Here is a 14,979-nt window from a genome sequence, read left to right on the forward strand (position 1 = left end):
GCGCCGGGCTCTCGGCGAGGAGGGCGCCGTGAGCCCGCGACCCGCCGTGCGCGCCCTGCTGTTCGCCTGCCTGCCGGCCTCGGTGGCGTGCAGCATCCCCCTCGAGGACGCGGACTCCGGCCCCACGAACGCCTGCGACCGGTCGGTCGAGTGCGGCCCGGGGGCGACCTGCGCGGAGGTCGACGGGCACCGCGCGTGCGTCTCGACCAGCGCGCACCTCGACGGGCTCCTCCTGGAGATCCGGCCGCGCGTCTCGCGCGAGGTGAGCGCGGAGGTCTCTCATCTCCTCGATGTCGACGCCGGCAGCATCTTCCCCCCGGACGACGCCGGCGGGCAGGTGCATTCCCTCGATCTCCGGATCCCCCCGCCCGCGCGCGTCACGGTCACGTTGCGCCTCGGCGGCTCCTACTGCGGCGACCTCACCGGCGGGGACTTCCCGGTGAGGGCCGAGTTCCGGCGCATCGCGCCCCTGCTGGGCTTGCCCGCCCAGAGCTACGCGGCGATCTCGGAGCCGAACGGCTCCGATGGCCACCGGTTCCAGCTCGCGATCCCCCCCGGGAGCTATCACCTCTACCTGGTACCGCAGCCGCACAGCCGCTGCAGCGGCGACCTCCCCCCGCCGATCTTCCTGCCGAACCAGCAGGTGCCCGAGCAGTGGACGCTCGGCGTCAACGCCGAGGCTCCCGCGGTGCTTCAAGGCAGCCTGCAGGTGCCGGCGGGCCTGAGCGTCGACGGGTGGAAGCTCGACGTCGTCGACCCGCTGACCGGCAGCGTCATCTCGCAGGTCGGCGTCCTCGAGCAAGGCGAGCCCAGCCCGCCGGGGACCGCGTCGCGGGTCGAGTTCAGCCTGAAGTTCTACTGGACCGACAGGGAGAAGAGCCAGAAGAGCCCGCTCATCCGGCTGCGGCCCAAGGACGGCGAGCCGCGGCCCACGGTCTACTGGGAGCTCGCCGCGATAGCGCTCCACGGGTCCACGGCGAACCTGACCCTCTCGCTGCTCCAGCTCGACGCGGCGGCGCGCCGCGTGGAGGGCCGGACGCTCGACGCGAGCGGCAACCCGGTGCTCTCCGCCGTCCGCATCCAGAGCGCGACCATCGACCAGGCCCCGACCGCCGCGTACAAGCTCGACACCGAGACCGACGCGAGCGGCCTCTTCAGGGCCGACCTCCCGCCCGGCGAGTACGTCGTCTTCGCGCAGCCGATCAACGACACCACCAAGGCGAGGGCCAGGCAGTCGCTCAGGTTCGCCGCCGGCGACGACTGTTACTGCGGCCAGTCGATCCTCATCCCGGAGGCCGGGGCGCTGCGCGGCCGTGTCCAGGGGCCCGCGGGCGAGCTGATGGACGGCGCGAGCGTGGTCGCGGTCCCCTCCCTCGGCGACGCCACGAACTACCTCAACCAGGTGCTCAACCCGGAGCCGCTGCTGCCCCGGCAGGCGTCCGGGGTCCTGCGCAACGGCGCGTTCTCCATCGGCGTCGATCCCGGGGAGTTCGACTTCTCGGTCCGGCCGACGCCGGGGTCCGCCTACCCGTGGCTCGTGCGGCCGCGCCTGGTGGTCCCTCCGACCGACGCCGCGGTCATCGATCTGGAGCTCGCCATGTCGTACCCGGCCGTGCTCCAGGGCGTGGTCCGCGACGCGTCGTCGGGCGACCGGCTCGCCGACGCCGCGGTCGTGGCCTGGCTGCCGGTCGAGAGGAAGACCGCGCAGGGGACGGTCACGGGGGTCATCCAGATCGGCGAGACCCGGTCGGAGGCCGACGGCTCCTACGTCCTGCCGCTCCCCCCATCGACGTCCCGGTGAAGTCGGAGCGAAAAAGGGCGGTACCAGCTCAGCGCAGAGCGAGATAGGCTAGCGCCCGTGGCGCAGCCGACGCGCGGTGGGACATCGGAGCCTTCAACAGAGGATGGCTTGACCCTCGCGCCACCTCTGCGCGGCGAACCGGGGCAGCGTGCCGAGGAGGAGCGCGCGAGCGCGTCCCTGCCGTCGGCGCAGGAGCTCGCCGTCGCGCTGCACGAGGTCTCCAACGCGCTGACGGTGATCGTTGGCTGCATCGAGCGGGCCCAGGCCGATCGCGGCGCTGAGCTGAGCCGCGCGCTCGGCGTCGCCGTGTCGCGGGCGCGCGACGCCCGCCGCCTGATCCGGCGGGCGATCGGCGCGGACGCCGAGGGGCGTCCGGCCGGCGACGGCGAGGTCGCGTCGACGCCGCTGGGCGAGCCGACGCGGCTGCTCGCCGATGTCATCGACGACGCCGTGACCGGGCTCGAGCCCGAGGCGCGCCGCTCGTCGATCGCGCTCCGCGCCGAGATCGATCCCGACGTCGCGCGGGCCTGCGTGAGCAACGGCGCCGCGGTGGTGCAGATCTTGACGAACCTCTTGCTCAACGCGGTCGCGCTCTCGCCGCGCGGCTCTGCGGTGCGCGTGGATGCCAGGCTGGACGGCGCGGCGGTGATCGTCGGCGTCGCGGATCAGGGGCCTGGGGTGCCGCCGTCGCGGCGCGCGACGCTGCTGAGCTCCGGCGTGTCGACGCGTCCTGGCGGGGCTGGCATCGGCCTGCGCCACTCTGCGGCGCTGGCGAGCTCCGCGGGCGGCGCGCTCGCGCTCGTCCCCTCGGACGAGGGCGCCCGCTTCGAGCTGCGCTGGCCGATCGAGGGCTCCGCGCCCGCGCTCGCGGGCGGCGCGCCCGGCAACGACGGGGGAGCCGGGGAGGGGGAGGCCGGGGAAGGGGACGCCGATGAGGCGCCGCCTGCGCCGCGCAGCACGACGTCGCCGCTCCCCGGGGCGGTCCTCGAGGGCGTGAGGATCCTCGTGGTCGAGGACGACGACGCGGTGGTGGATCTGCTCGACACGGCGCTCACGGCGCGCGGGGCGAGCATCGTCAGCGTGCAGAGCGCGGTGGAGCTCCCGGGCGCGCTCGCGTCCGGCCCGTTCCAGGCGGCGCTGCTCGACATCTCGCCGATCGCGCAGGACGTCCTCGGCACCGTCTCCGCGGTGCGCAGCGCCAACCCCGACGTGCGGCTCGTGGTGATGTCCGGCAGCGCCGTCGCGGCGCCCCTCCCGCCGAACTCCGGGGTGTCGTGGGTGCGCAAGCCGTTCGAGATCCGCGAGATCGTCGAGGCGCTCGTCCGCTGACGGGAGGGGCGGCGCGGCGTCTGGAGGCGCGGCGCGGGGGCTCGCGCGGCGCTTCCGTGGGGTGAGGGCGCGCTCCGGGGGCTGCTCCTGGTCGGCCGGCGCGGATGCGTCCCGGCCGCGCGGCGCTGCAGCGGACGATCGGCCGAGGGCGCACGGCCGCCACGCCGGCCAGAGCAGCCTGGGCGCCGCGCCGGCCGTGTGACGACTTCGAGAGGATTAGCTTGACTTCCCTGGCCAGCTGGGTAGGTTCCGTCCCGCGACCCACTCGCGAAGGTGGCGGAATTGGCAGACGCACTAGCTTGAGGTGCTAGCGGGTAACACCGTGGGGGTTCAAGTCCCCCCCTTCGCACTCTGTCTCTCTCTCTCGACGCATCGTTCTCCAATCCTTGTGCGCACCTGGCTGAGCGGGTTCCCATCAGCTGGTGTGCAGTGCCAGCGGCGGCCATCCCGCGTCGCGGGGGCCGCGCGGTTTTGGAGATCGCGTCTGAAGCTCGACGGCCTTCCCTGACACCGCGCTGCTGAGCGCTCGTCTGTGCCCAGCGCGACGCACGCGAGCTGCACCCGCCGTGGGGGGAGGGGAGCTCCGGGAGCGTGCGACAGGACCAGAACGCCTGTTCTGGGCGGATTTCACGCGAGTGCGCGCGGCGCATGCACGGGAGAGCGAGCTTGGAGCGCTTCAGGGCTCCTCCGTACGGGGGCCCCGACGTGCCGTTTCGGCTGCCCTGGCGCGGTCCGGTCGTATTCGGCATCTTCGTGCGATTGCCGACGAGAATCGGCAGTCATCTCGCTCGCCGCAAATTCGCAGAGACCTCGGCGCGGGCTGCGATGCATCGGAGCTGGGCTTCAGCTTGCGCGCGAGGGCCTCGACTCGTTGGTTGATATCGGCGTCGACGACGAGCTCGCCACGGTCGATTAAACCATCTTCGACGGAGAATTCCTGGCGCTCGACCGGAATGCTTTCGCGGAAGAGGCGGCGCGCGATGGATACGACGGACGCTTGACCGCCGCGCCACGACAGGGTGCTATGCGCGACAGACGAAACGACGCCGCGCTGGGCAAGCCAGCACGGCGGCAGCTTCCCTCGATGGCGCGACGTGAGCCACGCGTATGTGCATCCGCCGAGAATGCTTGTCGCAGGCTGAGACCGCGCCATCTTGCTTCGTGGCGCTATCGTTTCTAGCCGCGAGCCTGGCTGTCGCCGAGCCAAGCCGCGCCGACCCACCTCGGGTCGACGAGGGCGGGCCTCCGGCGAAGGCGGAAGGCAAGCCCAGCGTCGATGTCCAGGCGCTGATCCGCGTGGGAGACGTCGCCCGCAACCAGGGACGATGGGAGCGGGCAGAAGAGGCCTATTACCTCGCGTACAAGCTCGGCGCAGGCGGCAGGGCTCGCTGCGAATGGGGAATGGCGCTGCTCGCCCTCCGGCGGCACGTCGACGCCGCGATGGCCATCGATAGATGCCTGGAGGATCCCGGGGCGGGGACCGCCGCGCAGCGGCGCAGTTACACGGACGGCCTTGAGAGAGCCCGGCGCGAGGTGGGCCAGATCGACTTCGACCTGAGCCATCCGGGCGCGCTGGTGACGATCGGCGGGGAGGTCCGGGGCAGGGACGTGTCGAAGTCCGGCTATACGTACGTCGAGCCCGGTACGCACACGATCAAGGCCACGCTCCCCGGCTTCCTCGATGCCGAGCAAACCGTCCAGGTGGAGAAGGGGACGGCGATCAAGGTCGCGCTCCGGTTCGTCGAGGAGCCCAAGGAGGCCCCGGCGCCCGCGCGGGCCTCGACCCGGCCCGCGACCCCCAAGAAGGCCGTGGCCAAGCCCCCGCTCGAGCCGCCGGCCCAACCGGCTCCGCCCGGGCCGTTCGATGGAATGGCGGGCGCGCAGCGGATTTGCGGGATCGGCGTGACCGCGCTCGGCCTCACGGGAGGTCTCGTCGCCTCGGTTCTCGCGGCGCAGTACGCCGAAGAGGCGGAGCGGCGCGCCGCGCGGCTCCTGCGGAACAACGGCAACAGCCGCTCGATCTGCGCGTCGCCGTCGCCCGAGAACGCCCTGGCATGCGCTGAGATCAACGATTTGTACGATGCGCACGAGGTGGGCCGGGACGTCGCGACGGGCTTCTTCATCGGCGCAGGTGTCGTCGCTGCCGCGACGATCGGCTCGTTCATCATGCATGGCATCGAGCGGCGCCGGCCGCCTGTGCGTGTGGCGCCGGTGATCGCCGGCGATCGGGCCGGCGTGTCGTTCAGCGGGGTGTGGTGAGGTGACTGCGATGCCGCGATCCATCCAGCGCGCGCGTTCGTGGCGCTCTGCCTTCACGGAGGCCGTGGTCCTGATGCTGGCCTCCTGCGGTGCCGGCACCGGGTGCGCGGAGGTCCCCTGCGGCCCTCGCCTGCGCTGTGAGCCGCCGGCCGAGGAGGAGCTGCCCGACAAGGAACCTCCTTGTCCCGATGAACCCCAGGGGGGCCTCGTTGCGACGGACGAGTGCGGCGTCTTCGTCAGCTCGAGCCTGGGCCACGATCGAAACCCGGGGACGAGCAAGGCCCCCGTCAAGACAATCGCGAGGGCCATCGAGCTCTTGGCCCAGGAGCCCCAGCGGCCTCCGAGGGTTCATGCCTGTAGCGAAAACTTCCCCGAGGCCGTGCGCGTCCGCGGGACCCTGGAGATTTGGGGCGGATTCGACTGCCATCTCGAGTGGATCCACGATGGCGGCGGGAGAAACACGGTGATCGAGCCCGAGCCGGACGAAACACCGCTCACGTTCGAAGCCGATGCCACGGCGACGGTCTTCGATCTGGAGGTACGGGCGGCGTCGGCCACGGCGCCGGGCGGCTCGTCGATCGCGGCGATCATGCTGGAGGGTGCTCGGGTCACCCTGCACCGCGGCGCGCTGGTCGCGGGCGATGGCGCGCGGGGCCGCGACGGCGCGCCTGGCGATCCGAAGAACGCGCCGGGCAGGGCGGGACGCCACGGCCGGTTCGGCGAGGACGCGTGCACCGGCGACTTCGTGCTCGGCGGCGACCAGGTGCATACCGCCTGCGAGCAGGCGGACTCGATCGGGGGGCGAGGCGGGGATGGAACGGTCGACCACGGAGCGCCCGGCGGCGACGGCGAGCTGATGCCGATCCCGAACCTCAGCGGCTTTGGCCTCGGTGGCCGAGGTGCCACGAGCACCGACGATTGCTTGGCCGGGCAAACAGGCGCGAACGGTCCTGACGGCGCGCACGGGCTGGGCGCGCGCGGCCTGGGCGCGTTCAGCTCGCGAGGGCACTACCTCGGGGTGAACGGCGGCGACGGCGGCGACGGGGGCCCCGGGCAGGGGGGCGGCGGCGGGGGCGGCACGCGGGCCGGCGCGATGTTCTGCGGCACCGCGCGCAACGCCGGCGGCGCCGGCGGCGGCTCCGGCGGCTCGGGCGGCTGCGGTGGGCGCGGCGGGCACGGCGGCGGCCATGGGGGCGCGAGCGTCGGCCTCGTGATCCTGAACGCGCGCGTGGAGCTCCACGGCACCGGGGTCACAGCCGCGCGAGGCGGCGACGGCGGCCATGGCGGCGTCTTCCAGATCGGCGGGGCGCCCGGGCTCGGGGCGCCTGGCGGGCAGGGCTTCGGCGGCTCGCCTTTCGGGTGCTCCGGCGGCGATGGCGGCAAAGGCGGCAACGGCGGGCACGGCGGCGGAGGGCAGGGCGGGCCCTCGATCGCCGTCGCCGTGGTAGGCCCCTCGCTCCCGGTGGTGATGGAGGCTGAGCTCACGGCGGGAACGGGTGGCAAGGGCGGGCTTGGGGCGAACCCGAGCGTCGCTGGGTCCGCCGGCGACGATGGGCTGGCCATCGCCGTGGCCGGCTTTCCCCAGTGAGCCGAGGAGGAACGGATGCAGCGGTCGAAGCTCGTTGGAATCGCGATGGTCGCGCTCGCGGCGGTCTCCTGCGGCGACGACGGGGGCGAACACCCCCCCATTCCCGTCGACGTCGAGGAGCTGCTCGCGCGAGCCGGGCACAGCAAGGACGATCACAGGTTGGCTTCGAGCCTCCGGCAGCGTGGTCTCTTGTGCAAGGACGGCCTCTGGCTCCCCGAGGTCTACTGGCCCCCGCTCGGGCCGCCGCGGATCGAGCGCATGGTGCTCGTCGCATGGGACATGCCCGCTGGCACGTTCAGAGGGTGGGAGCTCGTGCAGAACGCGTCGGACCGCCGCTACTGGTCCGTGGCGCTGTCCGCCGAGGAGGTGGGTTTCGGCTGCGAGGAGCGCTACACGACGAGCTTCTTTCTCCTGGCGAGCTGGCCGGACAACAACGTTTCCAGAGCGATTGGCCTTGAGCGAGCGGCTCAACTTGCCCTCCAGGAGGACATTTCCTCTGATGACGCTGTACTGGTGAAACACTACACCTTGATCGACGTCGAGAGGGCCAGCGTGCCGGTGCCGGACACGGCGACCTATTACCTGCAGAACCTGTTCACGGGCGCCACATTCAGCATCGACGTTCCAACCGAGGGCGACGGTTCTCCGGATTATGTGACTGAGATCGAGGTCGATTACGGCGAGCTCGGCCTTGGCGCGATGACCGATGTGGCGACCGGCGTGGTGTACAAGCGCGAGGGCGTGGAGCTGACGAACCATTGCCTTACCGTGACGGACACGACCCTGCCGTAGCGCGCGGTACGCCTTGGTTCCTGGACGGCGTGCCTTGGTTCCTGGACGGCATGCCTCGGTTCCTGGACGGCGCGCCTCGGTTCCTGGACGGCGCGCCTTGGTTCCTGGACGGCATGCCTCGGTTCCTGGACGGCATGCCTCGGTTCCTGGACGGCATGCCTCGGTTCCTGGACGGCGCGCCTCGGTTCCTGGACGGCGCGCCTCGGTTCCTGGACGGCATGCCTCGGTTCCTGGACGGCGCGCCTGCTGTGCTGCTCGCATTCTCGCACCGAACCGAGACGCGGCGCTGAGTACCCGATCGAGCGTGCTCGGCGGGTATGCGCACCCGTCAACGTATCCGCACCTCGATCGAATCTGTCGCGCACGGTAGTGCTCAAGTTTGCCCGGAGAGAGTTTACATGAAGGCGGGAAAGCAGGAAGATCATTGACCTTTTCTTCCCGCCTTCCCGCCTTCATGTTCAATTTTGAGCACTGCCTCGCGCACGCCGAGCGGCACGCTCCCGCGCGCGACCTGTGCTTCATGCCCATCCGCGCCACCATCTCTCCAACAATGCGCCGCAGGTCCCGCCTCCGCTTCGCCAGCGCGATTCCGACGCCGCCCCGTCCGCAGCGGCAGATCGCTCCCGCGCTCAGCCTGGCCGCGCGCTCCTTGACGCTCGCCCCATCCTCCTCCACCCTCGCATCGGATGTCCCGCGTCCGGCGACCCCACCGTAACCGCAGCGCGATCCTTCGCTGGATCTGCGCCGCGCTCTCGGTGTTCCTCGTCGTCGGCCTCGTCGCTCAGGGACACACCTTCCAGGCGCTCGGCGTGGCGCTCGCGTGCGAGCACCCGATGCTCGAGCCGTCGTCCTCCCATGACGACGGTGAGAAGAACGCGGCGCCGGACGGCTCGCACGACGACGACTGTCCGCCCGGGTGCAGCGACTGCGCGTGCGGCCGCATCCCCATGACGCTGTCCCTCGAGGTGGTGCTGCCGTACATCCTCCTCGAGGCCTACGAGATCCCCGCATCGTCGCCCCCGGAAAGGCCAGGGCGCTCTCCTACCTACCGCCTCGAACGGCCGCCCCGACGCCCCAGCGCTTGAGGCGCCCGCGTCAGGCATCGCATCCACGAGCACGGCCGCCGGCCTCCGGCGCGTGAGCGCTCCAGCGCCACGCCGCCACGGGCTCGGCCCCCTCGCGCGCTCCTGACCGGACTCAACCGCGGTTCTTCGCGCGAGCGCTCCACGCGCTCGAGGGCTGCCCGTCCATGCTTCGCTCCTGCGTGCCTCGTCCGTTCGTCGCTTCCTCGATTGCCCTTGGTCTCCTGCTGTCCCTGTTGTTCGCGCCCGCGGCCGTCCTCGCCGCGGAGCCGCCCCTCGGCCGCGCCCGCGTGGCCGACCTCGCCCGCGCAGCGCCGGGCGCGCGCGTGGCCACGGCAGAGGCCGGCGTCGCCCGCGCGGCGACCTCGGCAGCCGGCGTGCTCTCGCTCGAGAACCCCGTGCTCACCGGGATGGGCGGCGTCCGGCTCAACCCCGACGGAGGCAAGCCGGCGGCCGCGACGGCGTCCCTCGAGTGGCCGATCGAGCTCGGCGGCCAGCGAGGCGAGCGCGTCGCCGCGGCCAGAGCCGAGCAGCGCGCCGCCGACATCCGCGCCGCGGACGGCCGGCGCCGCGTCCTGCTCGCCGCCCTGCTCCAGCACGCCCTCGTGCTCCGCGACGAGCGGCAGGTGCAGCTCGCCCGCGCGCGCGTCGCCCTCGCAGAGCGGCTCCACGCCGCGGCGGAGCGGCAGCGCAAGGCGGGCGAGGTGCCGGAGGTCGACGTCGCCCTGGCGCTGCTCCAGAAAGGGCGCGACGTCGCCGCCGCCAAGGCGGCGGAAGGCGCGCGCGACGCCGACAAGGCCGCGCTCCTCGCCCAGCTCGGCCTCCGCTCGCCGGCGGCGCAGGCCCTCCCGGTGGAGGGACCCCTCGTGCCTCCCGGCGAGCCGCCGCCGCTCGCGTCGATCCTCGGCGAGGTGGAGCGGCGCCCCGATGTCGGCGCCGCCGAGGCCTCGGTCGACGCCGCCCGCGCCAAGGCCGAACGAGAGCGCGCGGCCGGGTGGCCGACCGTCAACGTCGTCGCCCAGGTCGAGCGCGACGACGGCGCGAACATCGGCATGCTCGGCCTCGCGGTCCCGCTGCCGATCCTCAACGCCAACCGGGCCGGCGCCGCGACGGCCGCCGCCGAGATCGACGTCGCCCGGGCGCACGCCGACGCCGCGCGGGCCGGCGCCGTGGGCCAGATCCACCAGCTCTACGCGCGCTACCGGGCGACGAAGGAGGCCCTCCAGGCCCTCGCGCCGACCGCCGCCCTCATGGAGCAGGCGGCCGCGATCTCGGCGCGCGGGTACGAGCTCGGCGAGAAGGATCTCGCGAGCGTGCTGCTGGTGCGCCGCGAGGTCATCGAGGCAGAAGCGGCGCTGCTCGAGGCCGAGCACGCCCACGCGGCGGCCAAGATCGAGCTCTTCGTCGCGGCGGGGAGGGCCCTCCGATGAGCGCCCCCCACCGAAAGATCGAGCTCTCGCCGAAGGCGATCGCCGCGACCCTCGCCGCGGTGCTGGCGCTCCTCGTCGGGGCCGTCGCCCTCACCGTGCTCATCGAGCATCGACGCCACGGGCACGACCACGAGGCCGGCCATGGAGAGCGCGACGGGCACGACCACGGCGAAGGCGAGCGAGGGCACGCCCACGGCGACGAGCGCGACGAGGACAAGGGCCACGCGCACGGCAAGGACCACGCGCGCGGCGACGACAAGGGCCACGCGCACGGCGAAGACAAGGACCACGCGCACGGCGACGACGAGGAGGCGCACGCCCACGCCGGCGGCAGGCTCGAGCTCTCGCCCGCGATGCTCCAGAACGCCGGGCTGGAGATCCTCACCGCCGGACCGGGCAAGGTCGCGGCGACCGTCACGCTCCCCGGCGAGGTGGCGCTCAACGCGGAGGCCATCGCGCACGTCACCCCGCGGGTGCCAGGCACCGCGCGGGAGGTGAAGAAGCAGCTCGGCGACACGGTGAAGCGCGGCGAGGTGCTCGCCGTGCTCGACAGCCGCGAGCTGGCCGAGCTCCAGCGCGAGCTCCTCGCGGCCAAGGAGCGCCTCGCCCTCGCCGAGGCGAGCTTCACGCGCCACGAGGCGCTCTGGCACGAGCGGATCTCGGCCGAAAAGGAGTACCTCGCGGCCAAGCAGGCGGTCGCCGAGGCGCGGATCGAGCACCGGAGCGCCGCCCAGAAGCTCAGCGCCGCCGCCGGCTCCGGCGCGGCCAAGGGCACCGGCTACGCGCTGGTCGCCCCGATGGACGGCACCATCATCGAGAAGCACATCGCCATCGGCGAGGTCCTCAAGGAGGACACCCAGGTCTTCGTCATCGCCGACCTGTCCACCATCTGGGTCAACGTCACCGTCTACGCCAAGGACCTCAGCCGCGTGCAGGTCGGCCAGACGGCCTGGGTCAAGGCCGAGGGCATCGACCAGGCCGCGCGCGGGTCGGTGGCGTACCTCGGGCAGGTCGTCGACGAGCAGAACCGCTCCGCCGTGGCCCGCGTCGTCCTGCAGAGCCCCGGCGCCGCGTGGCGCCCCGGGCTCTTCGCGACCGCCGACATCGCCGTCGAGGAGGCGGCCGCGCCCGTCGTCATCTCGGACGAGGCCATCCAGCGGGTCGAGGGCAGGGAGGTCGTCTTCGTCGAGGAGGGCGGCGGCTTCGAGGCCCGCGCGGTGAAGGTCGGGCGGCGGGGCACGAGCGCGCCGGGGCTCGGGGACGAGGGCGCCGACGCGCAGCCCGGAGCCCAGGGCGCCGAGCCGCAGCGCGGCGCGGCCGTCGTCGAGATCCTGGCGGGGGTCGCCGCCGGCGAGCGCTACGTCGGCAAGAACAGCTTCATCCTCAAGGCGGAGCTCGGCAAGTCCGAGGCCGGCCACCAGCACTGAGGAGCGCGGCGACCCATGCTCACGTTGCTCTCGCGGCTCCTCTCGTTCTCGGTGCGCCACCGCTTCCTCGTCGTCGCCCTGACGATCGCGGTCGGCGCGCTCGGCGCCTACAACTTCACGCGCCTGCCGATCGACGCGGTCCCGGACATCACCAACGTCCAGGTGCAGATCAACACCTCGGTCAAGGCGCTCTCCCCCGTCGAGGTCGAGCGGCAGGTCACGTTCCCCATCGAGTGGGCCATGGGCGGGCTCCCGGGCGTCCAGCAGGTGCGCTCGCTCTCGCGCTACGGGCTCTCCCAGGTGACGGTGATCTTCGACGACGGCACCGACATCTACTGGGCGAGGCAGCTCGTGGCCGAGCGCCTCGGCGCCGCCAAGGAGAGCCTGCCGCCCGGGCTCGGCGAGCCGCAGCTCGGCCCCATCGCCACCGGCCTCGGCGAGATCTACATGTGGACGCTCGAGGCCGCGCCGGACGCCCGGCGGCCCGACGGCCAGCCGTACGATCTGACCGATCTGCGCACGATCCAGGACTGGATCGTGCGGCCCCAGATCCGGACCGTGCCCGGCGTCACCGAGGTCAACTCGATCGGCGGCTACGAGCGGCTCTACCAGGTCTCGCCGGACCCCGCGAAGCTCGTCGGCTACGGGCTCTCGTTCCGCGACGTGCTCGAGGCGCTCGCCCGCAACAACGCCAACGCGGGCGGCGGGTACATCGAGCACAAGGGCGAGCAGTACCTGGTCCGCGCCACGGGCCTCGTGCAGAGCGAGGAGGACATCCGGGGCATCATCGTCGGCAACCACGGCGAGGTGCCGATCCGGATCGAGGACGTGGCCGAGGTCGGCGTCGGCCGGGAGCTGCGCACGGGGGCCGCGACCGAGGACGGCGAGGAGGCGGTCATCGGCACGGCCATCATGCTCGTCGGCGAGAACGGCCGCGCCGTCTCCAGGCGCGTGGACGAGCAGATCAAGGCGGTCAACAAGTCGCTGCCCGAGGGCGTGACGGTCAAGACCGTCTACGACCGCACCTACCTCGTCGACGCCACCCTGAGCACCGTGCGGAACAGCCTGCTCGAAGGGGCCGCGCTGGTCGTCGTCGTGCTCTTCCTCCTGCTCGGCAACCTCCGGGCCGCGCTGATCGCCGCGCTCGCCATCCCGTTCTCGATGCTGATCGCCGTCACCGGCATGGTCGAGGGCAAGATCAGCGGCAACCTGATGAGCCTCGGCGCCATCGACTTCGGCCTCATCGTCGACGGCTCGGTGATCATCGTCGAGAACTGCGTGCGGCGCTTCGCCGAGGAGCAGCGCCGGCTCGGCCGCGCGCTCACCCGGGAAGAGCGGCTCGACCTCGCCTACGACGCGTCGCAGGAGGTCCGGCAGGCGACGATCTTCGGCGAGCTGATCATCGCCATCGTGTACCTGCCCATCCTCACGCTCACGGGCATCGAGGGGAAGATGTTCCGGCCCATGGCGCAGACCGTCGTCCTGGCGCTCGCGGGGGCGACGATCCTGTCGATGACGTTCGTCCCGGCGCTCGTCGCGCTGCTCCTCACGGGCAAGGTGTCGGAGAAGGAGAACTTCCTCTTCCGCCGGGCGATGAGCGCCTACGGCCGGGCGCTCGCCTGGGCGCTGTCCCACAGGCCGCTCGTCGTCGCCGCCGCCGGCGTCGTCCTCGTCGCCTCCGGCCTGGCCGCCGCGGGGCTCGGCCGCGAGTTCGCGCCCAAGCTGAGCGAGGGGGCGCTCGCGCTCCAGCCGGCGCGCATCCCCTCGATCAGCCTCACGACGAGCGTGGCGATGCAGGCGAAGCTCGAGCGCCTGCTCAAGGAGCGCTTCCCGGACGAGATCGAGCACGTCTTCGCCCGCACCGGCACGGCCGAGGTCGCGACCGATCCGATGGGCCCGAACGTCTCCGACACCTACCTCATGCTCAGGCCCCGGAGCGCGTGGAAGAAGGCCGCCACGCAGGAGGAGCTCGCCGAGGCGATCGAGGAGGCGATCCGGGAGCTGCCGGGGCAAAACTACGAGTTCAGCCAGCCGATCGAGCTCCGGTTCAACGAGCTGATCAGCGGCGTGCGGAGCGACGTCGCGGTCAAGGTCTTCGGCGACGACCTCGGCGTGATGCTCGAGCAGGCGAACAAGATCGGCGCGCTCCTGCGGGCGACGCCGGGCGCCGCCGACGTCAAGGTGGAGCAGGTCACGGGCCTGCCGGTGCTGACCATCGACGTGGATCGGCGCATGGTCGCCCGCTACGGGCTCAACGTCGCCGACGTGCAGGAGGTCGTCGAGGCCGCGATCGGCGGCGTGAGCGCCGGCGAGGTCTTCGAGGGCGACAAGCGCTTCGACCTCGTGCTGCGGCTCCCCGACGCCATCCGCCGCGACGTCGCGGCCCTCGAGCGGCTCCCGATCCCGCTCCGGGGCGCGCCGGAGCACGCGGCCGGGCCGAGCGGCCCGACCGTGGCCGCGGCGGCTCGGTCGCCCGAGCGCGCGGCGTTCGTGCCGCTCGGCGCGGTGGCCGACCTCCGCCTGGAAGACGGCCCGAACCAGGTCAGCCGGGAGAGCGGCAAGCGCCGCGTCGTCGTCCAGTGCAACGTGCGCGGGCGCGACCTCGGCGGCTTCGTCGCCGACGCCGAGGAGCGGATCGACGCCGAGATCAAGCTCCCGCCGGGCTACTGGATGTCCTGGGGCGGCCAGTTCGAGAACATGCTCGCCGCCCAGCGGCGCCTCGCCGTGGTGGTCCCGCTGGCGCTCGGGCTGATCTTCGCCCTGCTCTTCCTCTCCGTCGGGACGCTCGGGAATGCCGCCCTGATCTTCACCGGCGTCCCGCTCGCGCTCACCGGCGGCATCTTCGCGCTGTGGGGCCGCGGGCTCCCGATCTCGATCTCGGCGGCCGTGGGCTTCATCGCGCTCTCGGGGGTCGCCGTGCTGAACGGGCTCGTGATGGTGACGTTCATCGAGAACCTGCGGCAGCGCGGCGAGGGGCTCGACGACGCCGTGCTCCACGGCTCGATCGCGCGGCTCCGCCCCGTGCTCATGACGGCGCTCGTCGCGGCGCTCGGCTTCGTCCCGATGGCGCTCGCCACCGGCACCGGCGCCGAGGTGCAGCGCCCGCTCGCGACGGTCGTCATCGGCGGGATCCTCTCCTCCACCACGCTCACGCTGCTCGTCCTGCCGGTCCTCTACCGGCTGACGCACCGCGAGGAGGCGCCCGCCGCCCGCGAAGAGCCGGCGGATCCCGGAGCGAGCCCAGCCAGTTGAGTGAATCGCGCCCGTCGGC

The 14,979-nt window shown here is 72.7% G+C and carries 10 protein-coding genes and 1 tRNA gene; all 11 read left to right on the top strand.

Annotated elements, in window-relative coordinates; all coding sequences use genetic code 11:
• Window positions 1-28 precede the first annotated feature (28 nt).
• The 11 genes from WMF33_RS47530 (at window position 29) to WMF33_RS47580 (ending at window position 14,960) form a co-directional block, all read left to right on the top strand.
• The gene (locus tag WMF33_RS47530; RefSeq protein ID WP_437334758.1) at window positions 29-1,801 is read left to right on the top strand and encodes a carboxypeptidase-like regulatory domain-containing protein; all 1,773 of its coding nucleotides are present in this window, start codon (window positions 29-31) and stop codon (window positions 1,799-1,801) included.
• A 108-nt stretch (window positions 1,802-1,909) separates the two neighbouring features.
• Entirely contained in the window at window positions 1,910-3,130 is a 1,221-nt protein-coding gene (locus tag WMF33_RS47535; protein WP_437334759.1) for a sensor histidine kinase, read from the top strand.
• 267 nt (window positions 3,131-3,397) lie between these two features.
• Window positions 3,398-3,479: transfer RNA gene (locus WMF33_RS47540), tRNA-Leu, on the top strand.
• Window positions 3,480-4,291: 812 nt separating this feature from the next.
• Complete coding sequence (locus WMF33_RS47545) at window positions 4,292-5,389, top strand: PEGA domain-containing protein (RefSeq protein WP_437334760.1); 1,098 nt, start codon at window positions 4,292-4,294, stop codon at window positions 5,387-5,389.
• Window positions 5,390-5,399: 10 nt separating this feature from the next.
• A complete protein-coding gene (locus tag WMF33_RS47550; protein ID WP_437334761.1) occupies window positions 5,400-6,977 on the top strand; it encodes a hypothetical protein in 1,578 nt (525 codons plus the stop codon).
• A gap of 15 nt (window positions 6,978-6,992) precedes the next feature.
• Window positions 6,993-7,769 (top strand): hypothetical protein, encoded by a 777-nt coding sequence (locus WMF33_RS47555; protein WP_061628875.1) that lies wholly within the window; start codon window positions 6,993-6,995, stop codon window positions 7,767-7,769.
• Between the two features lie 29 nt (window positions 7,770-7,798).
• Window positions 7,799-8,059: a hypothetical protein gene (locus tag WMF33_RS47560; protein ID WP_437334762.1), complete on the top strand. Its 261-nt coding sequence runs from the start codon at window positions 7,799-7,801 to the stop codon at window positions 8,057-8,059.
• A gap of 396 nt (window positions 8,060-8,455) precedes the next feature.
• Entirely contained in the window at window positions 8,456-8,854 is a 399-nt protein-coding gene (locus WMF33_RS47565; protein ID WP_437334763.1) for a hypothetical protein, read from the top strand.
• Between the two features lie 233 nt (window positions 8,855-9,087).
• Entirely contained in the window at window positions 9,088-10,281 is a 1,194-nt protein-coding gene (locus tag WMF33_RS47570) for a TolC family protein (RefSeq protein ID WP_437334764.1), read from the top strand.
• Entirely contained in the window at window positions 10,278-11,708 is a 1,431-nt protein-coding gene (locus tag WMF33_RS47575; RefSeq protein WP_437334765.1) for an efflux RND transporter periplasmic adaptor subunit, read from the top strand. Before WMF33_RS47570 ends, WMF33_RS47575 begins: the two co-directional genes overlap by 4 nt.
• A 15-nt stretch (window positions 11,709-11,723) precedes the next feature.
• Complete coding sequence (locus WMF33_RS47580) at window positions 11,724-14,960, top strand: efflux RND transporter permease subunit (RefSeq protein ID WP_437334766.1); 3,237 nt, start codon at window positions 11,724-11,726, stop codon at window positions 14,958-14,960.
• Window positions 14,961-14,979: the final 19 nt, after the last annotated feature.

Origin of the sequence: Sorangium sp. So ce394, from assembly GCF_051474665.1 — a bacterium.
In the GTDB taxonomy this organism is placed as follows: Bacteria; Myxococcota_A; Polyangia; order Polyangiales; family Polyangiaceae; genus Sorangium; species Sorangium cellulosum_D.